The 19,362-nt window shown below is 40.4% G+C and carries 17 protein-coding genes; 15 read left to right on the top strand and 2 right to left on the bottom strand.

The features are described 5' to 3' along the window. Nucleotides 1-16: 16 nt before the first annotated feature. The 11 genes from ACNR9Q_RS17250 to ACNR9Q_RS17200 all read left to right on the top strand — a co-directional run bounded on the left by ACNR9Q_RS17250 (nucleotide 17) and on the right by ACNR9Q_RS17200 (nucleotide 14,679). Nucleotides 17-1,018, top strand: a complete 1,002-nt coding sequence (locus tag ACNR9Q_RS17250) for a homocysteine S-methyltransferase family protein (RefSeq protein ID WP_419212464.1) — start codon at nucleotides 17-19, stop codon at nucleotides 1,016-1,018. Between the two features lie 15 nt (nucleotides 1,019-1,033). After that, entirely contained in the window at nucleotides 1,034-3,745 is a 2,712-nt protein-coding gene (gene metH, locus ACNR9Q_RS17245) for a methionine synthase (protein ID WP_419212463.1), read from the top strand. A gap of 177 nt (nucleotides 3,746-3,922) precedes the next feature. After that, complete coding sequence (metF, locus tag ACNR9Q_RS17240; RefSeq protein WP_419212462.1) at nucleotides 3,923-4,876, top strand: methylenetetrahydrofolate reductase [NAD(P)H]; 954 nt, start codon at nucleotides 3,923-3,925, stop codon at nucleotides 4,874-4,876. A gap of 242 nt (nucleotides 4,877-5,118) precedes the next feature. Continuing rightward, nucleotides 5,119-6,216: an acyloxyacyl hydrolase gene (locus ACNR9Q_RS17235; RefSeq protein WP_419212461.1), complete on the top strand. Its 1,098-nt coding sequence runs from the start codon at nucleotides 5,119-5,121 to the stop codon at nucleotides 6,214-6,216. A gap of 22 nt (nucleotides 6,217-6,238) precedes the next feature. Beyond that, complete coding sequence (locus ACNR9Q_RS17230; RefSeq protein WP_419212460.1) at nucleotides 6,239-7,051, top strand: head GIN domain-containing protein; 813 nt, start codon at nucleotides 6,239-6,241, stop codon at nucleotides 7,049-7,051. Continuing rightward, nucleotides 7,048-8,154 carry a serine hydrolase domain-containing protein gene (locus ACNR9Q_RS17225; protein ID WP_419212459.1) on the top strand — a complete coding sequence of 369 codons (1,107 nt, stop codon included), beginning with the start codon at nucleotides 7,048-7,050 and terminating at the stop codon, nucleotides 8,152-8,154. Before ACNR9Q_RS17230 ends, ACNR9Q_RS17225 begins: the two co-directional genes overlap by 4 nt. A gap of 269 nt (nucleotides 8,155-8,423) precedes the next feature. After that, nucleotides 8,424-9,251: a prephenate dehydratase gene (locus ACNR9Q_RS17220; RefSeq protein WP_419212458.1), complete on the top strand. Its 828-nt coding sequence runs from the start codon at nucleotides 8,424-8,426 to the stop codon at nucleotides 9,249-9,251. After that, nucleotides 9,248-10,396, top strand: coding sequence for a pyridoxal phosphate-dependent aminotransferase (locus ACNR9Q_RS17215; protein WP_419212457.1), 1,149 nt, complete (start codon nucleotides 9,248-9,250; stop codon nucleotides 10,394-10,396). Before ACNR9Q_RS17220 ends, ACNR9Q_RS17215 begins: the two co-directional genes overlap by 4 nt. Before the next feature lie 81 nt (nucleotides 10,397-10,477). After that, nucleotides 10,478-11,338, top strand: coding sequence for a prephenate dehydrogenase (locus ACNR9Q_RS17210; RefSeq protein WP_419212456.1), 861 nt, complete (start codon nucleotides 10,478-10,480; stop codon nucleotides 11,336-11,338). A gap of 10 nt (nucleotides 11,339-11,348) precedes the next feature. Next, complete coding sequence (locus ACNR9Q_RS17205) at nucleotides 11,349-12,431, top strand: chorismate mutase (protein WP_419212455.1); 1,083 nt, start codon at nucleotides 11,349-11,351, stop codon at nucleotides 12,429-12,431. Nucleotides 12,432-12,588: 157 nt separating this feature from the next. After that, complete coding sequence (locus ACNR9Q_RS17200; protein WP_419212454.1) at nucleotides 12,589-14,679, top strand: DUF5723 family protein; 2,091 nt, start codon at nucleotides 12,589-12,591, stop codon at nucleotides 14,677-14,679. Nucleotides 14,680-14,743: 64 nt separating this feature from the next. Here the strand turns inward: ACNR9Q_RS17200 and ACNR9Q_RS17195 are convergent, their stop codons facing one another. Both ACNR9Q_RS17195 and ACNR9Q_RS17190 read right to left on the bottom strand, forming a co-directional pair. After that, on the bottom strand, nucleotides 14,744-15,184 hold the full coding sequence (locus tag ACNR9Q_RS17195; protein WP_419212453.1) for a hypothetical protein: 441 nt from the start codon (nucleotides 15,182-15,184) through the stop codon (nucleotides 14,744-14,746). A 190-nt stretch (nucleotides 15,185-15,374) separates the two neighbouring features. Next, nucleotides 15,375-16,187 carry a hypothetical protein gene (locus tag ACNR9Q_RS17190; protein WP_419212452.1) on the bottom strand — a complete coding sequence of 271 codons (813 nt, stop codon included), beginning with the start codon at nucleotides 16,185-16,187 and terminating at the stop codon, nucleotides 15,375-15,377. Between the two features lie 107 nt (nucleotides 16,188-16,294). Here ACNR9Q_RS17190 and rsgA point away from each other — a divergent pair, with 107 nt between their 5' ends. Genes rsgA through ACNR9Q_RS17170 form a run of 4 tightly spaced genes read left to right on the top strand, consistent with a single transcriptional unit; the run spans nucleotide 16,295 to nucleotide 19,289 of the window. Beyond that, a complete protein-coding gene (rsgA, locus tag ACNR9Q_RS17185) occupies nucleotides 16,295-17,248 on the top strand; it encodes a ribosome small subunit-dependent GTPase A (RefSeq protein WP_419212451.1) in 954 nt (317 codons plus the stop codon). Beyond that, on the top strand, nucleotides 17,245-17,697 hold the full coding sequence (gene dtd / locus ACNR9Q_RS17180; protein WP_419212450.1) for a D-aminoacyl-tRNA deacylase: 453 nt from the start codon (nucleotides 17,245-17,247) through the stop codon (nucleotides 17,695-17,697). The genes rsgA and dtd overlap by 4 nt, the downstream gene beginning before the upstream one ends. Then, nucleotides 17,697-18,023 (top strand): nucleotide pyrophosphohydrolase, encoded by a 327-nt coding sequence (locus tag ACNR9Q_RS17175; protein ID WP_419212449.1) that lies wholly within the window; start codon nucleotides 17,697-17,699, stop codon nucleotides 18,021-18,023. The genes dtd and ACNR9Q_RS17175 overlap by 1 nt, the downstream gene beginning before the upstream one ends. A gap of 36 nt (nucleotides 18,024-18,059) precedes the next feature. Continuing rightward, complete coding sequence (locus ACNR9Q_RS17170) at nucleotides 18,060-19,289, top strand: 3-phosphoshikimate 1-carboxyvinyltransferase (RefSeq protein ID WP_419212448.1); 1,230 nt, start codon at nucleotides 18,060-18,062, stop codon at nucleotides 19,287-19,289. Nucleotides 19,290-19,362 lie beyond the last annotated feature (73 nt).

The raw sequence follows: 19,362 nt of genomic DNA, 5'->3' as shown, positions 1-19,362 counted from the left end.
ACCTTTTTTAGGCGAAATGAAGAATATAAAGGAAATTTTAGAAGAACGAATTTTAGTGTTGGACGGCGCCATGGGGACCATGTTACAACGCTATAAATTTACCGAGGAAGATTTTAGGGGCGAACGTTTTAAGGATTGGGAACACCCCTTGCAGGGAAATAACGATTTGTTGTCCCTCACCCAACCGGAAGCCATCGCAGATGTACATCGAAAATATTTTGCCGCGGGTGCAGATATCGTAGAGACCAATACCTTCTCTGGTACCACGATTGCCATGGCAGATTACCATATGGAGGATTTGGTATATGAGTTGAATTATGAGTCGGCCCGTATCGCTAAAATGGTCGCCGATGAATTTACCCAGAAAGAACCCAATAAACCCCGTTTTGTGGCCGGCAGTATCGGTCCCACGAACAAAACGGCCAGCATGTCCCCTGATGTCAATGATCCGGGGTATCGCGCCATTTCTTTTGATGAATTGCGGATTGCCTATAAACAACAAGTAGAAGCCTTGTTGGATGGGGGTGCGGATCTGCTTTTGGTAGAGACCATTTTTGACACCCTCAACGCAAAGGCGGCTTTGTTTGCAATCGAAGAGGTAAAGGAAGAACGAGATATAGAAGTGCCCATCATGGTGAGCGGTACGATTACCGATGCATCGGGAAGGACCTTATCCGGGCAAACGGCCGAGGCTTTTTTAATCTCCATATCCCATATTCCCATTTTATCGGTCGGTTTTAACTGTGCCTTGGGCGCGAGTCAATTGGTGCCCCATTTGGAAGTTTTGGCTTCCAAAAGTGAGCATGCGGTATCGGCACATCCCAACGCTGGCTTGCCCAATGCCTTTGGGGAATATGATGAAACTCCCGAGCAAATGGCGGAACAGATCAAGGAATATGTAGAAAAAGGATTGGTGAATATTGTGGGAGGCTGTTGCGGAACCACCCCGGAGCATATTACTGCGATTGCTAACGTGGTAAAGGATTTTAAGCCTAGACGGTTGTCTGTTTTACAATAATTAGGATAGAAGAATATGAGCGGAAAAAACGAACAACGTTTTTTAAAACTTAGCGGTCTAGAACCGTTAGTGGTGACTCCTGAAACTAACTTCATAAACGTTGGAGAACGTACCAATGTGGCAGGTTCTAAGATGTTCCTTAGATTGATTAAAGAAGAGAAATTTGAAGAAGCCCTAGTGGTGGCGAGGGAGCAAGTGGAGAACGGGGCACAGGTTATCGATATAAATATGGATGACGGTTTGATCGATGGCAAAGAAGCGATGGTCAAGTTTTTAAACCTGGTCATTGCGGAACCTGATATTTCCCGAGTACCTATTATGATCGATAGTTCAAAATGGGAAATCATTGAGGCCGGTCTTCAGGTGGTGCAAGGGAAATGCGTGGTCAACTCCATCAGTTTAAAAGAAGGAGAGGAACAATTCATGCACCACGCCAAATTGATTAAACGTTATGGTGCCGCAGTCATAGTTATGGCCTTTGATGAAGTAGGTCAGGCCGATAATTATGAAAGACGCTTGGAGATATCCAAACGTTCCTATGATATTTTAGTGGATAAAGTAGGTTTTGCTCCTGAGGATATCATTTTCGATTTGAATATTTTTCCCGTTGCTACGGGGATGGATGAGCATAAGTTAAACGCCTTGGATTTTATAAAGGCGACCAAATGGGTGCGCGAAAACCTGCCTTACGCAAGTGTTAGTGGTGGGGTCAGTAATGTTTCTTTCTCCTTTAGGGGGAATAATCCGGTACGAGAGGCGATGCATTCGGTATTTCTATATCACGCTATAAAAGCCGGTATGAATATGGGAATCGTAAACCCGAGTATGCTAGAGGTATATGATGATATTCCTAAGGATTTACTGGAACGGGTAGAAGATGTTATTTTAAATAGGCGGGAAGACGCTACGGAGCGACTTTTGGATTTCGCAGAATCCGTGGTTGGGAAAACTAAGGAAAGTAAGATCGATCTGTCATGGCGCGATGAGCCCTTGCAGGATAGGATTACCCGTGCCTTGGTAAAAGGTATCGACCAATATATTGTGGATGATGTTGAAGAAGCCAGGCAAGTAGCGGACAAACCCATTGAAGTCATTGAGGGGAATTTGATGACGGGTATGAATGTAGTAGGCGATTTGTTCGGAAGCGGAAAAATGTTCTTGCCGCAAGTGGTGAAGTCCGCCCGAGTCATGAAAAAAGCGGTGGCCTATTTACTTCCCTATATTGAGGAAGAAAAGTTATTAAATCCGCAAATTGGGGATTCCGAGAATGCGGGAAAAATACTGATGGCTACCGTAAAGGGTGATGTTCATGATATTGGAAAGAATATTGTTGGCGTGGTATTGGCCTGTAACAATTATGAAATCGTGGATTTGGGAGTTATGGTACCGCCTGAAAAAATAATTGCCGCTGCCATAGAGCATAATGTGGATATCATTGGCCTTAGCGGATTGATAACGCCTTCTTTGGACGAAATGGTACATCTGGCCAAGGAAATGGAACGCAAGAATTTCAAGATTCCATTATTGATTGGTGGTGCTACCACCAGCAAGGCACATACAGCGGTGAAAATAGACCCACAATATAGTGAAGCGGTCGTGCATGTAAACGACGCCTCCAGAGCTGTTACTGTGGTGGGGGATTTGCTCCAAAAGGAAACCAAAATCGCCTATAAGAAGAAAATTAAGGAAGATTATGATGTGTTTAGGGAAAAGTTCCTAAACCGTTCTTCCAGTAAAACCTATAAGTCCATTGCAGCGGCGCGTAGGAATAAGTTCAAAATCGATTGGGATACCAGTGAAATTTATAAGCCCAATAAGTTAGGTATTCAGGTGATAGAAGGGTTGGATTTAAATTTTTTGGTTCCCTTTATCGATTGGACACCTTTTTTTAGAAGTTGGGAATTGCACGGTAAATATCCTGATATTCTTACCGATGAGATCGTAGGAGAACAGACGACCGAACTTTTTGCCGATGCCCAAGAAATGTTAAAGCAGATTATTGACAAGAAACAATTGAAGGCGAAAGGTATTTTCGGACTCTTTCCGGCAAATACCATTAATGAGGATGATATAGATGTCACCCTGAGCGCAGTCGAAGGGCGAGATAAGGAGTCCTTCATATTTAGAACCCTGCGTCAGCAATTACAGAAAAGGGAAGGCGTGGCAGATTATGCCTTGGCCGATTTCATCGCACCCAAGGAAAGTGGCAAGCAAGACTATATCGGATGTTTTTGTGTGACCACCGGTTTTGGGACTGAAGAATTGGCGGGACAATACGAAAGGGATTTGGACGATTACAATTCCATTTTGGTGAAGGCCTTGGCAGACCGTTTGGCAGAGGCCTTTGCGGAATATTTGCACAAAGAGGTCCGCACCAAACATTGGGGTTACGCCGCTAACGAGGATTTGAGCAATGAAGATTTGATACGGGAATCTTACAAGGGAATCCGTCCGGCGCCGGGATATCCCGCTTGTCCCGATCATTTGGAGAAATTGACCATTTGGGAATTGCTGAAGGTCAAAGAAACCATTGGAGTTGAACTGACGGATAGTTTGGCCATGTGGCCGGCGTCCTCCGTCAGTGGCTATTATTTCGGGAATCCTGAGGCCCGTTATTTTGGTTTGGGTAAGATTAAAGAAGATCAAGTAAAAGATTTTGCCAATAGAAAGGGAATTGAAGTAGCGGAGGCGGAGCGTTGGCTGGCACCAAATATTGCGGACGATTAAATGCGTTAGGGATTGAAGCGACATCTTTTTCTATTTTTGTGCGCCGAACTGTAGTGGATGAAGTGTGGTCAAAATAGAAAAAATATAGCGGAAAGCCCGACCGATAGGGAACGCCCAGATAACGTTGAATAAATTTTAAGTTAAAAACCAATAACCGACAACTATCAACTTAATACCATGAAGGTTACAGAACATATTGAAAATGCGAAAGGTGAAACGCTGTTCTCGTTTGAAATTGTACCGCCTGTAAAAGGACGGAACATTCAAGAACTGTACGATAACATTGATCCCTTAATGGAATTTAAACCTCCGTTTATTGACGTGACCACCTCTCGCGAGGAAACCATTTATGTGCAGAAGGAAGGACTCCTAGACAAAAAAACCACCCGTATGCGACCGGGAACCGTTGGTATTTGTGCCTCCATCCAGCACAAATATAATGTGGATACCGTACCCCATGTGATTTGCGGCGGATTCACAAAAGAGGAAACGGAATACATGTTGGTAGACTGCCATTATTTGGGTATACAGAATGTAATGGCCTTGCGTGGAGATGCCAGAAGTGAACAAAAATATTTTGAACCTACTGAGGGTGGACATCCATACGCCGTAGATTTGGTAAAACAGATACAGGACCTTAACCGTGGCAAGTATTTACACGAAACTGTGGAAACGGAGCATACAGGTAAGTTCTGTATCGGGGTAGCAGGTTATCCAGAGAAGCATTTAGAGGCACCTTCTTTACAATCGGATTTAAAACGATTGAAAGAAAAAGTAGATGCTGGTGCGGATTATGTGGTGACACAAATGTTTTTCAACAATCAAAAATATTTTGAGTTTGTGGAGGCAGCCAAAAAAATGGGGATAACTATTCCGATTATTCCTGGTATTAAGCCTATTGCAGTAAAAAGGCATTTACAATTATTGCCACAGGTCTTTCGAATCGATATTCCGGAAGATTTAATCGATGCCGTAGATGATTGTGCTACGAATAAAGGTGTACGAGAGGTAGGTATTGAATGGGCTATTCAGCAATCCAGGGAATTGAAGGATGCGGGCGTTCCCGTGTTGCATTATTATTCCATGGGAAAATCCGATAATATCAAGGCAATAGCCAAGGAGCTTTTTTAGTGATTTTTCATGGTATGACATTATTTAAAATTAACGATTGTCAGTTCGAGTGAATTTTTCTTGAAGAGTAGCGTAAAGAAAAAGTTGTGTCGAGAACCGTGGGAACATGTAAAGCTTCTCGATACAAATTTTATTCGTACCCCTAAAATTCATTCGAAGTGACGGGATAATCCTTTGATTTAGTAGCCGAATTTAAATCTAAATGACCAACTACTAAATACTAATAATTATTTTTGCCTTCCATGAACCTAAGACTTTTTCTCTTCCTGTTGTTATTGGTTACGTTTTGTTTTTCGCAAGAAAGTCAGGAGTCGAAGAAGTACACTTTAGATGTGAACCAGTTCTATGGGTCCATAATACTGCACAATCCCGATATTTCCCATCTCATCACTTCGCATCCTGGCGGACTCATCTTGAGTTATAACCGAAAAACTTATGGCCTGGAGGAATGGGAACAGTTGTATAAATATCCCGATGTTGGCTACTCGTTCATTTATCAGGATATGAACAACGAGACTTTAGGAAAGAATTATAGTTTATACGCCCATTACAATTTTTACTTTTTTAAACGAAACGTGCAACTTAGGGTGGGGCAAGGAATAGCCTACACGACCAATCCCTATGATAAGGAAAGCAATTTTAGGAACAACGCCTATGGTTCCGATTTTTTGAGTTCAACCTATTTGATGTTCAATTACCATAAAGAGAATATGGTAGCCGGTTTGGGGGTGAAGGCGGGTATTTCCATCATCCATTATTCCAACGCGAATTTTAGGGCGCCGAATACCTCAACCAATACCCTGGCTTTAAATCTGGGTTTGGTCTATGATTTGGATGGAGGAAATGAACTGGAATACATATACCGGGAGAAGGAAAAAGTTTCAGAACCCGTCAAGTACAATTTGGTAGTAAGAACGGGTATCAATGAAAGTGATGTCATCGACCAAGGGCAGTACGGATTCGTAGTAGCTTCCATGTATGCGGATAAACGTTTGGGCCGTAAAAGTGCGATACAGTTGGGTACGGATGTTTTCTTTTCCAATTTTCTAAAAGAATTGATTCGATACCAGAGTATCGCCTTTCCCGAGAAAAATGTAGCTGCTGATACCGATTACAAAAGGGTAGGTTTGTTCGTAGGGCATGAACTTTTTATCAATAAAATGAGCATTATTTCCCAATTGGGGTATTATGTGTATTATCCCTTCGATTTTGAAGGTCGCTTGTATAATCGTATAGGGATAAAACGGTATTTTGGGGATAAAGTATTTGGCTCGGTAACCCTAAAATCGCATGGAGCCAAAGCGGAAGCGGTAGAGTTTGGAGTAGGAATACGGTTGTAAGCACTAAGACGAAAGAAACAAGATGTTAGATACGAGAAATTACAAGATAAAAACCTGGTTGGTCGAGCGGAGTCGAAAGCTAGTGGTTCTGTTTTTTTGCTCATTGCTAGTGGTTTCTTTCCATTCTTGCAACTCTGAAAATGCTCCGGATTGTTTTCAGGATACCGGAGACATCACAAGAGCGGAAGTTTCTGTGGCGGACTTTGATAAGATTACTGTCTTTGAAAATATTACTTTGATCATCAAACAAGGTAATATCCAAAAAGTGGAAATTGAGACAGGGGAATACTTACGAAATGAAGTGGAAGCCGTTGTCGAAAGTGGAAGATTGGTCCTGACGGATACCAACGATTGCAATTACGTGAGGAAATATGGTACCACTGTCGTATACGTGACCACCCCGAATCTTTCGGAAATTAGAAGCAGCACAGGTTTTCCCATTAAAAGTGATGGCATGTTATCGTTTAATTCATTGAGTTTATTATCCGAAAGTTTTTCGGTTCCTGAGGCGGCAACCACAGATGGTTCCTTTGATTTGGAGTTGAATGTGAATTCCTTGGGAATTACCGTGAACGGGATTGCCTATTTTAAGATAAAAGGTGAGGCCACTAATTTCAACCTCAACATAGCCGCTGGAGATTCACGCATAGATGCAGCGCAATTTATTGCGCAAAATGTCAATCTGAACCATAGAGGTTCCAATGATCTGTTGATCAATCCACAAGTAAAGTTGATCGGGGTACTTCGTGGAACAGGGGATGTATTAAGTTACAATAGGCCAACCGAGGTTTCTGTGGAGGAGTTGTACAATGGTCGATTGATTTTTGTGGAATGAATCCGATTTTAAAATATCTGAAAAATGTATTCGCGTCTGAGCGGATTTTGGGAGACGATCCAAATTTAAAAGGTTTTCTAAAGGCTGATGCATTATTGCAAAATCTAGTACAATCTAAAAAGGTTCCTGGATTAGCAATTACCATTCTTAAAGAGGGAAAGACACTTTTTCAAAAGGGTTATGGTTATGCTGATGTTGAAAAAAAATCTGTGGTCAACCCGCAGCAAACTATTTTTCGGGTCGCCAGCATATCGAAACCTATTGCAGCAACAGCTTTGGCAATAATGGTGCAAGACGGGCTAATTAATTTGGACACTTCTTTTTATCAATATGTCCCGTATTATCCCAAAAAGCGATGGGATTTTACCATTAGGCAACTCGCCAGTCATACCGCGGGTATAAGGACTTATCAGGGTAAGGAATATGGTTTGAATGAACCTTATGGAATTAAGGATGGCTTGATAGTTTTTCAAGATGCTGATTTGTTGTTCGAGCCGGGGCGTGGTTATCTGTATACTAGTTTTGATTGGGTCCTGATTTCCCTGGCGATGCAGGAAGCCAGTGGAATTCCTTTTGAACAGTATGTTCAAAAAAGGGTTTTGAATCCTTTGGATATGAAAAATACCTTCGCTCCAAAGAATCCGGAATTGGGCAAAATGGGTACTGTCATTTCTGACACCGAAGCATCAAAAAACAAGGCTTCTTTTTATACTAAATGTGTTATTGGTTTTAGAAAAGCCATTCCCGTAAACAATTATTATAAATTGGCCGGTGGTGGCTATTTGTCTACATCAGAGGATGTTGCTAAATTGGGTCAGGCCTATTTGGATGGAAAATTGTTAAGTGCAGCAATGCGATCTCAGTTCTTAGACTCACAAACGGTGCTTGATAAACCTACCTTTTACGGTTTAGGTTGGCAAGTAAGCGAAGATGCCAAAGGCAGAAAATTTTATGGTCATATTGGTAATGGCGTTGGGGGTTATTCTAATTTATTCATTTATCCAGAACAACAAATGGTGTTTTCGATTTTGATTAATTGCACGGATCCTAAGATGCAAATAGCCTTGGATGAAGTTGTAGATTCTTTCTTTGATAAAAGGTAAAATCCAATAATCTCAAAAATTAGATTTGAATTTGAGTGTCAACTGTTAATTTCAAAAAAAAATTCTCAAATATATCAGTATTTAAATATAATTATTACTTTAGCCAAAGTTTAGAAACACAATGACAAAGCAATATTTCTGGAACGGTTTTTATTTCTACTTCTTTTTTAAAAGAAGTACGGGACTGTTCTAGCATATTTTAAAGATAAAATAGAATTAAGTTCCGATATACATCGGGACTTTTTTTTTGAATACAATTGAACTGAAAAGTGAGTTTAAAAATAGCCATACAAGGAATCAAGGGTTCCAATCACCATCAAGTAGCGAAGGACTACTTTGGCGAACAAGTTGAATTGGTCGAGTGCATGTCTTTCGACGTGTTGGTAGATAAACTGTTGAGCAAGGAAGCGGACCAAGGCGTCATGGCGATTGAAAACTCCATTGCGGGATCAATTATTCCGAATTATGCATTGGTCAATAACAACAATTTGCACATCATTGGAGAATATTACCTGAACATACATCATAATTTGATGGTGTTGAAAGGTCAACAAATAGCTGATATTAAAGAAGTAAGTTCACACCCTATGGCCCTATTGCAATGCAAGGAATATTTTAAGCGATTTCCACATATCAAACTAGTGGAAGACGTGGATACGGCAGAAACGGCAAAACGTATTCAAGACCAGGAATTAAAGCATGTTGCGGCCATTGCGCCCTATGTTGCTGCAGAAATGTATGGGTTGGACATCGTAGCGAGCGACATACAGACCATTCAAAATAATGCGACCCGTTTTATCATTGTAAAGACAAAAAATAGTGTACTGCCAGAAGCTGAGATAACCAAAGCTTCGGTACGGTTTATAACGGACCATAAACGGGGAAGTTTGGCCGCTGTGCTTAACGTGATGAGTGATTGCAGATTGAACTTGACGAAAATACAATCTTTACCAGTAATTGAAACACCATGGAAATATTCCTTTTTTGTGGACATTACTTTTACTGATTATGCCGATTTTACAAAAGCAAAAAGTCTTTTGAACATCATGGCCGAAGATTTTAAAGTATTGGGCGAATATAAAAATGTAAGGGCATGATACAGACGGCCGATAGATTGAACACCGTACAGGAATACTACTTCTCCAAAAAATTGCGGGAAGTACGGGGATTGATGGCGCAAGGGAAACCGATTATCAATATGGGGATCGGGAGTCCAGATTTGGCTCCGTCCGAATATGTGTTGAAAACCATACAGGAATCCGTTTTGGAAGCGGGAGCACACCAATACCAAAGCTACCAAGGTTTACCACAATTACGGGAAGGCATCGCGAAATTTTATAAAAACAGGTTTCAGGTGACTGCAGATCCGGCCACGGAAATACTTCCGTTAATGGGTTCCAAGGAAGGAATCATGCATATAAGCCTTGCCTTTTTAAACGAAGGGGATGAGGTATTGATTCCGAATCCGGGGTATCCCACCTATACTTCGGTTACCCATTTGGTAGGTGCGGTTCCGAAATATTATGACCTCACCGAGGATAACGGTTGGTTCCCAGATTTGGAAGAACTGGCAGCTCAGAATCTCTCGAAAGTAAAGATCATGTGGTTAAGTTACCCCCACATGCCCACAGGCGCAACAGCTACCCGGGAACAATTTGAGAAAATGGTCGCTTTCGCCAAGGAGCAGGATATTCTTTTGGTGAACGATAATCCGTATAGCTTTGTACTGAACAGCGAACCCTCAAGTATTTTAAGTATTCCGGGGGCGAAGGACATTTGCCTTGAACTCAATTCGTTGAGTAAGACCTTTAATATGGCTGGTTGGCGTGTAGGTTTTGTTCTAGGTAGTGAAGAGCACATCAATGCAATTTTGAAAGTGAAGAGCAATATGGATTCGGGAATGTTTTACGGCATTCAAAAAGGAGCTATTGCCGCCCTGGAAAGTAGTGATGATTGGTTTGTGGAATTGAACAAGGTATATTCCGCACGTAGAGAACTCGTTTTTCAGTTGGCCGATAAATTAAACTGTGTTTATGATAGAAAAGCGGTTGGCATGTTCGTTTGGGCCAAGTTGCCAGAAGGCAGCACCACATCCGAAGAATTTATAGACCGTATATTATATGAAAAAGATTTGTTCATTACCCCAGGAACCATTTTTGGAAGTAATGGCGAAGGATATATTCGGTTTTCATTATGTATAGCCGAAGAGAAAATAAAAGAAGCGATAAAAAGATTTGAGTAGAAAGCTATTAGAAATGAGATTTTTATAAATTAAATATGTGCATCTCAAATCTCATTTCTAAAATCTAGTATCTAAAAAAATATGAACGTATTTGTAATCGGTATTGGGTTGATTGGAGGTTCTTTGGTAAAGGATATAAAATCTGAAAACCAAGAGGTGACCGTGTATGGCATAGATTCCAATACATCACATTTAGAAGAGGCAATTTCTTTGGGGATTATTGATAGAACGGCTACTTACGAGGATTTACATTTGGCCGATATGGTCATTGTCAGTATTCCGGTAGATGTGATGGTGGAGGAGTTGCCAACTATTCTGGATGCCGTAAACGAGGACTGTGTGGTTTTTGATGTAGGTTCTACCAAGGCCTTGATCTGTAAAACCTTGGAAAACCACCCCAAGCGAAGGAACTTTCTAGCGTGTCATCCCATTTCGGGAACCGAGTTCTCAGGTCCGTCTGCAGCGATTAACGGTTTGTTCCAAAATAAAACCAATATTATTTGTGAAGTGGAACTTACCGCTTTTAAATTGCAAGAAAGGGCTTTGCGAGTTTTTCAATCCATCGGTATGCGCATCAGGTATATGAATCCAGAAGCGCACGATAAACATATCGCCTACGTATCGCATTTGTCACATATCAGTGCTTTTATGTTGGGAAAAACGGTTATCGAAAAAGAGAAAAATGAACGTGATATTTTTGACATGGCGGGCAGTGGATTTGAAAGCACCGTACGTTTGGCAAAAAGTTCACCGGCCATGTGGACCCCTATTTTTAAACAGAACAAAGAGAATGTCGTAGAGACGTTGGAAGAGTATATCCAAAACCTTACCGCCTTTAAAGAATTATTGCTGCAAGATGATTATGAAGGCATTTATAATGAAATGAACAATACCAATAAAATAAAAGGAATATTAAAAGGAATACCGTTAAACAAGAAATAGATTAAATAAAATGGAAAATTCAAAACAAATGAGAACATGGTTGGATGATTTGGGACTAGACCATCCACTAGTAATAGCAGGGCCATGTAGTGCGGAAACCGAGGAACAAGTGCTTGGCATTGCACACTCCCTAAAAGATACCGATGTAAGTTATTACAGGGCCGGAATCTGGAAACCCCGTACGCGCCCAGGAAATTTTGAAGGTGTAGGGGCATTAGGCCTTAAATGGCTTCAAAAAGTAAAAGCGGAAACAGGCATGAAAACAGCGACGGAAGTTGCTAACCGTGCCCACGTAGAATTGGCCTTGGAACACGATATCGATTTATTGTGGATCGGCGCACGCTCTACGGTGAGTCCGTTTATCGTTCAAGAAATTGCCGATGCTTTGGAAGGAACCGATAAGGTTGTGTTGGTGAAAAATCCCGTAAATCCAGATTTAGCCTTGTGGTTAGGTGCAGTGGAGCGTTTGTCTACGGCCAACATCAAAAATTTGGGAGTCATCCATAGAGGTTTCTCTACGTATGAGAAAACTAAATATAGGAACATACCAGAATGGCAAATGGCAATCGATCTACAAACTAAATTCCCAGATTTACCGATTATCAACGACCCATCGCACATCACCGGAAAACGGGATATGATTTTTGATGTCTCACAAACGGCGTTGGATTTGAATTTTGACGGATTGATGATCGAAACACATCATGATCCGGACAATGCATGGAGTGATGCTGCACAACAGGTAACACCAGCTCGTTTGATTCAGATCATGAAAGATTTGAAAATACGTAAAGAATCTGATTCTGAAGCAGAATACAATGCGAAACTGACCAATCTTAGGGCGAATATCGATATCTATGATAACCAGTTGATCGAGACTTTGGGCAAGCGAATGAAAACGGCCGATGCCATTGGAGCCTTGAAAAAGGAAAAGAATGTTGCCGTATTACAGAGCAACCGTTGGAACGAAATCTTAGGAGCCATGATCTTGGAAGGAGAAAGCAAAGGATTGAGTGAGGAATTCGTTCTAAGAATGTTCAAAGCGATTCACCAAGAATCGATTAGACACCAAGAGAAAATAGTGAACGCTTAAGAGACTTTAACTACTTTTTACTTAAAAACATCCGTAATTAACGGATGTTTTTTTGTTTGAATCCTAAAATGTAGGAAAAAGCTTATTGTCATTGCAATATGAAAGATGGCTGAACGTTAGTGAATTACCTAAACAATTAACCATAAAATAAATGGGTATGAAAGAATATTTTTTTGGTATAGCATTGCTTGTGTTGACTACATCGGTAAACGCACAATCCTATATGGGTTATCTAACCGATAACTATAGTGGAGTGAACGGGGTAATTGCTAACCCGGCAAATATTGCCGATTCCCGGTTTAAAACAGATATTAACCTAATAGGTGCAAGTGGGTTTTTTACGAACGATTATATGGGCGTTAGATTTTCTGATTTAACTTCAAGTACGTTCGACTATGATACCGATGTTAACTTATCGCTATCCAATAATAATAACTTCACAAGTTCAGTAGATGTTTTAGGACCCTCTTTTATGTTCAATGTTGGGAAGAAATCCTCTATAGCTATTTTCACTAGAGCAAGAACGTTTGTGACCGGAAATGAATTCAACGGAGAAAGTATCGACAGTTTTAATGATAATATTGATGAAAATCAAGATTTCTTGGTCGATGAAGGCGATTTTTATGCTTCAGCCAGTGGTTGGGCAGAAGTAGGACTTACCTATGCTAGGGAGTTAATGAATAAAGAACAACATTTCTTAAAGGGCGGACTTTCCCTCAAATACCTTAAAGGTTTTGGAAATGCATACGCCACCGGTACCAATGTGACCGTTGATTATGATGCGGATGGAGCTACGCTACCGGATAATTCTACTTCTGGAACATTAACTTCCACGGGCGATCTTTTGTATGGTCGGGCGGCGGATTATGATGCTGACGATTATGACTATGAATTACCCGATTCGAGCGGTTTTGGGGCGGATTTAGGATTCGTGTATGAATGGCGTCCCGATTATGAGGATTATGTGATTAAAAGTACGGACGGCGAGACCAAGGTCATGAAGGATAAGAATAAATACAAACTTAAATTGGGACTTTCGGTTACAGATATTGGAGCGGTCAACTACAAAGGAGGTACAATAGATAACTATAATATTAATAATACCATTACCCAGGAAGATTATGATAATATCGAAGATGCTGAGGATTTGGAAAACTTGTATACATTTACCCAAACGGTAGAGGATATAAAATCGAATTTACCGACTGCATTGCATTTCACTGCAGATTGGAACATTCATAACCATTTTTATTTAAACCTAAATACGGACCTCTCCTTACAAGCAGCAGGTAGTAACAATATTCGGACAGCTAATGTAGTTTCATTGACACCGCGTTTTGAAACCAAATGGTTCAGCTTTTACCTACCTGTAAGTAGCTATCAGTATAGCGGACTTCAAATTGGAGCAGGTTTACGGGCTGGCCCTTTTTATCTAGGCTCCGGTTCCCTGATTTCCACTTTCACCAAGGATGAAATAAAGGGGGCTGACGTGTATGCTGGGTTTAAAATTCCGATATACTACGGTAGACCTAAAGATTCTGATGGTGATGGAATTCCGAATAAGGAAGATGGATGTCCGAAAGATTTCGGACCTGTAGAAAACAATGGCTGTCCTTGGGAAGATACCGATGGGGATACCGTTTTGGATAATGAGGATAACTGTGTGGACCAAGCCGGTCCCGTTGAAAATGGAGGGTGCCCCTGGGAAGATACGGATGGAGATACTTTATTGGATAATGAAGATGGGTGCCCGACGGAAGCCGGATCTGTTGAAAACGGAGGTTGTCCATGGCCTGATACCGATGGGGATTCTGTGGTTGATAAGGATGATGAATGTCCAACCGAAATGGGGACGGTGGCCAATAAGGGCTGTCCAGAACCAGAAGTGACCGTTGAGGTTCAGAATTCATTGAACGAATACGCACGTACCATTTTGTTCAACACTGGAAAATCTTCGATTAAGGATGCTTCCACCCCTGTTTTAGTAGATATCGTTCGGATCTTGAACGAGTATCCTAATGCCAAATTTACGGTCGAAGGTCATACCGATAGTATTGGTACGGTGCAGGCCAATCAGAAATTATCTGAAGAAAGGGCGCAGTCCGTTACGAAATTCTTGATTAGAGAGGGAATAGATGCATCAAGATTGACTGCGATCGGATATGGCGAAAGTAAGCCCATAGCCACTAATATGTATAAAGATGGACGTCAAAAAAACAGACGTGTAGAGATCAATTTGGTGAAGTAGATAGGAAAAATTTCAATAAAAAAAGCCCGGTCTATTAGACCGGGCTTTTTTAGAGAGTAAGTACCTATCTTTTAAATATGTATCGGGTAATGAAAATTCCAGAGGAATCACCTTTTCCACTATCACTTTCAACAGCACTGGTTACAAAGGCAAGTTCCCAACCGTCGGCAACCATCGCATTTATTTTAGAAGAGATAACAGCATCATTGGCCGCAATATTCTGAAAACGGATGCCACCAATATTGAAAAAATTCAAAAGTTTGGTTTCATCAAAATCTTTGACCCTTATTTCGTCCCTTTTGGATTTGTTTCGCGTATTGTCGTCTTCGGTCTGCGTAGAGGTAAATTCTGCATAATCTTTTTCTTCATTACCGTCTATAATTCTAGAACGCCCTAATCCACTTGATATGATAGATTCTACGCTTGTGATTACTTTAAATTCTTGTGCGCTTAATCCTACCACTCCGCTAAAAATTAATAAAATGCTTAAAATACTTTTTTTCATTGTTTTGGTCTTTTAATTATTGATTGTCTTTTATAGATATATGAATTATTAACACTTCAAAACGGGTTAAATTGTGCAAAACACTTTGAAATGTGAAGATGTATTGATTTGAAACGAAGCAAGAATAAGTATGGGAAATATAAAAACCCGATGCATTTGCATCGGGTTTTTATAAAATTATATTTTTGTTTTATTGAATGGAAAAATCGAATACAGATTGATTGTCCCTTCCTTGAGGTATGGCACCTTGGTAGATAAAGCAATATTCGCCCGGCTCCAACGGAGCAGGAGTTACTTTAAATTTGTTGCCTTCCACTTCCTCAATTGAAAAATTCAAGGCGTATTTGGGGTCAATGCCACTACTACTGGTAATCCAGCTTTCTTTGCCGGTAATCACCTCCCGAAGATTCTTTTTCTCCTTCACGGTCAATTTGACAAGGACAAATTCATTAGGATTGCTAGCCATTCTGAACCACCAATTAAAGATGCCGGCATCGCTACCTTGATTGTTTTGCATATTATCAACCTCTGTAACACTGGGGTCGAAGATAAACATGAATTCTGGTTGACTTTGACGAATTACATTATTAGATTGTGTTTTAGGTAATTGGGCCTTTTGTTTTGAGTTGATCAGTCCGGAAACCAATTTTTGGGCAACGGCATTAGAATTGGAACCCGAAAATACACTGGGCTGTATCAGTTTATCTTGACCACTGGCATCAGTATAGTAAATACCAGTTTTCGATTTTGTGTTCTGTTTTGACTTATCCATAATCAAGGATAGGATTTCAGAAGACACACCTGCCTTTTTAAGTTCCCCCAATGCAGAAATTGAGGCGTCGAATTTAACATTCGAAGTATTTATTTTATCAATAATCATATAATCGTCAAAACCTAATTCGACCATTTGTATAACAGATTCATTGGTAATAGTTTCTTGTGCGGATCCCAATGCCGCTGACATTAACGCCAGTAATAAGAGGATTTTTTTCAAAGTTTTCATTTACAAGTTTTTGGTTGTTATAAAGGTGTTCTATATCGGCCCTAAATTTATACTATTTTTGGATTTGAAAACGGTTACTTTGTATAACTGGAAAGTATTTTGTTTAAATGGTAGGAATTGTATATAAATCGACCGGAAGTTGGTACACCGTAAAATCCGATAACGGAGATTTTTACGACTGTAGAATTAAAGGTAAATTTAGGATTAAAGGAATAAAAAGTACCAACCCTATAGCGGTGGGTGACCGTGTGTTCTTTGAGGTAGAGACCATTGGTGATGATACCATCGGTATTATCGACAAAATAGAAGATAGAAAGAATTATATCATTCGAAAATCGGTAAACCTTTCTAAACAGACCCATATTATTGCGGCGAATTTGGATCAAGTTTTTCTCTTGGTTACGTTGAATAATCCAACGACCTATCCCGTTTTTATAGACCGATTTTTAATTACCGCAGAGGCCTACCATATACCTGCGATTCTACTTTTTAATAAAGTGGATAGTTACGACGAAGAAGAGTTGGACGAAGTGAAATTTTTGGCTGCGTTATATAGAAATATTGGGTACACCTGCTTAGGCATATCGGCATTGACAGGAAAGAATATAGAGGTGGTGAAAGAAATGATGATAGGAAAGACCTCCATGTTTTCTGGTCATTCGGGAGTTGGTAAATCAACATTGGTAAATGCCATCGAACCTAATTTAGATTTAAAGACCTCAAAAATATCACAGCAACATTTGCAAGGGCAACACACCACTACATTTGCTGAAATGTTCGATTTAAGTTTCGAAGCCCGGATCATTGATACCCCGGGTATAAAGGGGTTCGGTATCGTTGATATGGAGAAGGAGGAAATAGGGGATTATTTCCCGGAGTTTTTTGAATTGAAACAACATTGCAAATTTAATAATTGTATCCATTTAGATGAACCAAAATGCGCCGTGAAAGATGCCCTTGAAGCTGGTGAAATCGCATGGAGCCGTTATCAAAGCTATTTGCAGATGATAAAAGGCGAAGATGAAAATTATCGAGTGGACATACATGATGAAAAAAAATGAGGGTAGTTATACAGCGGGTTTTAAGGGCTAGCGTTACGGTTGATGCAAAACAAATTGCTGCAATAAAAGAAGGACTGCTTATTTTGGTCGGGATTGAAAATTCAGATACTCAAGAGGATATTGATTGGTTGATCAACAAAATTGCAAACCTTCGCATATTCAATGATGCCAAAGGAGTAATGAACAATTCTCTTTTGGATATTAAGGGCGAGGTAATCATAGTGAGCCAATTTACCTTACATGCAGCCACAAAAAAAGGCAATAGGCCTTCTTACATAAAAGCTGCACGACCAGAAGTTGCGGTACCGCTCTATGAGAGTTTTGTCAAATCCTTGGAAAATAAATTGGGAAAATCGGTTGGCACTGGTATTTTTGGTGCAGATATGAAAGTTGAATTACTGAATGATGGTCCCTTGACAATTATAATCGACACGAAAAATAAGGAATAATGAATATTGAAAATGCACAGCTGGCGGTAGACGTTTGGATCAAGGAACACGGCGTTCGTTATTTTAACGAATTGACCAATATGGCCCAATTAACCGAGGAAGTTGGAGAAGTAGCTCGGATCATCGCTAGACGTTATGGTGAACAGAGCGAAAAGGAATCGGACAAGAATAAAGATTTGGGTGAGGAACTGGCAGATGTCTTATTTGTAGTGCTATGCTTGGCCAACCAAACTGGTATTGATTTACAACAAGCTTTTGATAAAAAGTTAGATTTAAAAACTAAGCGCGATCATGACCGTCACCACGCTAATAAAAAGTTGAAATAGCATTATATTTGGCCTTCTTTTTAAATCACAGATATTTTGAAACTTCACCTCTCCGGTCCATCGAATAAGAATTTACAGGCAGACATAACCATTACGGGTTCTAAAAGTGAATCTAACCGTAGTTTATTGCTTGCCGCCTTATATCCGAATATCACGATAGACAACCTTTCCAATTCGGACGATGCCGAGGTAATGGGGAAAGGACTGAAGATAACTAAGGGTACGGTAGATATTCATCATGCCGGAACCGCAATGCGCTTTCTCACAGGATACTTTGCTTCACAAGAAGGCAGAGAGGTCGTGCTAACGGGCTCTAAAAGAATGACTGAAAGACCTATTCAAATCTTAGTGGATGCCTTAAGAACACTTGGTGCCGATATTTCTTATGTACAGAATGAAGGCTATCCTCCCATTGATATCAAGGGAAAGAAAATTGTGAAGGACAAAGTAAGCCTTCCCGCCAATGTCAGTAGTCAGTATATATCATCATTACTGCTTATTGCCCCTAGTCTGGAGAACGGGTTGGAATTGCAGCTCGAAGGTAAAATCACTTCGGTTCCCTACATCAAAATGACCTTGGGATTATTGGAGGATATCGGAGTGCAAAGTTCGTTCGAAGGAAACACCATCAAGGTTTTTCCAAAAAAGCGAATAACACCTGCTACGCTTGTTGTAGAATCAGATTGGAGTTCTGCCTCCTATTTTTATAGTATAGTTGCACTTTCAGAACCTAGTAGCGAAATTACATTGTCCGCCTATAAAAAAGAAAGCCTACAAGGTGACAGTGTGTTGTCCGAAATTTATACGGCCTTCGGAGTAGCAACCTCGTTCGGAAAAAATAAAATTACGCTTCGTAAAACCAATAAAGAAGTATTGGCTAACCATGCAATTGACCTTTCAAATGCTCCTGATATTGCCCAGACTATTGCTGTTACCTGCTTTGGATTAGGTATCGGTTGTCATTTGACAGGCTTGCATACCCTGAAAATCAAGGAGACCGATCGTCTTGAGGCGCTTGATACTGAACTTTCCAAGTTAGGTGCCAATATCTCGGTGACCGATAAAACATTGACCTTATCACCATCAAATGAAATTATTGAGAATGTGGCGATTGACACCTACAATGATCATCGAATGGCCATGGCATTCGCCCCGTTGGCGATGAGAACAACCCTGTATGTAAACGATGCCGAGGTGGTTTCCAAGTCTTATCCGGATTTTTGGGTTGATCTAGAACAACTTCAATTTAGTATAAAGGAATTATAATTAAGGTTTTACTTGACAAGGCCTATCTGCAGATTGTATATTTGCAGCCGCAATTTGCTACACTAAAAAAAAT

This window comes from Maribacter sp. X9 (genome assembly GCF_048537565.1).
GTDB lineage: Bacteria > Bacteroidota > Bacteroidia > Flavobacteriales > Flavobacteriaceae > Maribacter.
The sequence above is the reverse complement of the archived record's forward strand: the minus strand, read 5'-3'. Positions and strand labels throughout refer to the sequence as shown.

Coding starts and splice junctions, on each gene's coding strand:
- ACNR9Q_RS17250 (WP_419212464.1), top strand. CDS start 17: ATGAAGAATATAAAGGAAATTTTAGAAGAACGAATTTTAGTGTTGGAC.
- metH (WP_419212463.1), top strand. CDS start 1,034: ATGAGCGGAAAAAACGAACAACGTTTTTTAAAACTTAGCGGTCTAGAA.
- metF (WP_419212462.1), top strand. CDS start 3,923: ATGAAGGTTACAGAACATATTGAAAATGCGAAAGGTGAAACGCTGTTC.
- ACNR9Q_RS17235 (WP_419212461.1), top strand. CDS start 5,119: ATGAACCTAAGACTTTTTCTCTTCCTGTTGTTATTGGTTACGTTTTGT.
- ACNR9Q_RS17230 (WP_419212460.1), top strand. CDS start 6,239: ATGTTAGATACGAGAAATTACAAGATAAAAACCTGGTTGGTCGAGCGG.
- ACNR9Q_RS17225 (WP_419212459.1), top strand. CDS start 7,048: ATGAATCCGATTTTAAAATATCTGAAAAATGTATTCGCGTCTGAGCGG.
- ACNR9Q_RS17215 (WP_419212457.1), top strand. CDS start 9,248: ATGATACAGACGGCCGATAGATTGAACACCGTACAGGAATACTACTTC.
- ACNR9Q_RS17210 (WP_419212456.1), top strand. CDS start 10,478: ATGAACGTATTTGTAATCGGTATTGGGTTGATTGGAGGTTCTTTGGTA.
- ACNR9Q_RS17205 (WP_419212455.1), top strand. CDS start 11,349: ATGGAAAATTCAAAACAAATGAGAACATGGTTGGATGATTTGGGACTA.
- ACNR9Q_RS17200 (WP_419212454.1), top strand. CDS start 12,589: ATGAAAGAATATTTTTTTGGTATAGCATTGCTTGTGTTGACTACATCG.
- ACNR9Q_RS17195 (WP_419212453.1), bottom strand. CDS start 15,184: ATGAAAAAAAGTATTTTAAGCATTTTATTAATTTTTAGCGGAGTGGTA.
- ACNR9Q_RS17190 (WP_419212452.1), bottom strand. CDS start 16,187: ATGAAAACTTTGAAAAAAATCCTCTTATTACTGGCGTTAATGTCAGCG.
- rsgA (WP_419212451.1), top strand. CDS start 16,295: ATGGTAGGAATTGTATATAAATCGACCGGAAGTTGGTACACCGTAAAA.
- dtd (WP_419212450.1), top strand. CDS start 17,245: ATGAGGGTAGTTATACAGCGGGTTTTAAGGGCTAGCGTTACGGTTGAT.
- ACNR9Q_RS17175 (WP_419212449.1), top strand. CDS start 17,697: ATGAATATTGAAAATGCACAGCTGGCGGTAGACGTTTGGATCAAGGAA.